The sequence below is a fragment of the Mycobacterium sp. UM_Kg27 genome (assembly GCF_000972905.1).
In the GTDB taxonomy this organism is placed as follows: domain Bacteria; phylum Actinomycetota; class Actinomycetes; order Mycobacteriales; family Mycobacteriaceae; genus Mycobacterium.
Map to the genome: position 1 here is coordinate 1 of NZ_JRMM01000327.1, position 483 is coordinate 483.

General features: G+C 72.7%; 1 protein-coding gene. It reads right to left on the bottom strand.

Annotated features, from left to right (window positions below):
• A partial coding sequence (locus LI94_RS24170; protein ID WP_192831025.1) for a hypothetical protein occupies nt 1-483 on the bottom strand: 483 nt, incomplete at both ends.

Consider the following 483-nt stretch of genomic DNA (forward strand, 5'->3'; position numbering starts at 1 on the left):
TGCCATCACCGTTGATGTCGGTCTCACCGGCGGTGCCCGCCGCGCCGGCGCCACCGTTACCGCCCGCGCCACCATTGCCCAAGTTTCCGGCGGCACCACCAGCGCCACCGTTACCACCGGCGCCACCAGCAACGACCGCGTCGGCACCGTCACCACCGCGACCACCGTTACCACCCGTGGTCGCCGCCGCACCCGCACTACCGCTACCAGCACCGGCACCAGCGGTACCGGCGTTACCACCAGCGCCACCCGCGCCACCATCAAGGTTCGCGCCGTCGCCGTCAGCACCGGCGCCACCGTTACCACCGGCACCCGCGGCACCACCATTGCCACCGGCACCCGCGGCGCCGGTGGCACCCGAGGAACCGATCCAACCACCGGCACCACCGGCGCCCGCGTTACCACCAAGGCCACCGGCACCACCGTTGCCGCCGTTGCCGGCGTCCGTACCGTCTGCACCGGCCAGGATCGCGTCCTCACCGT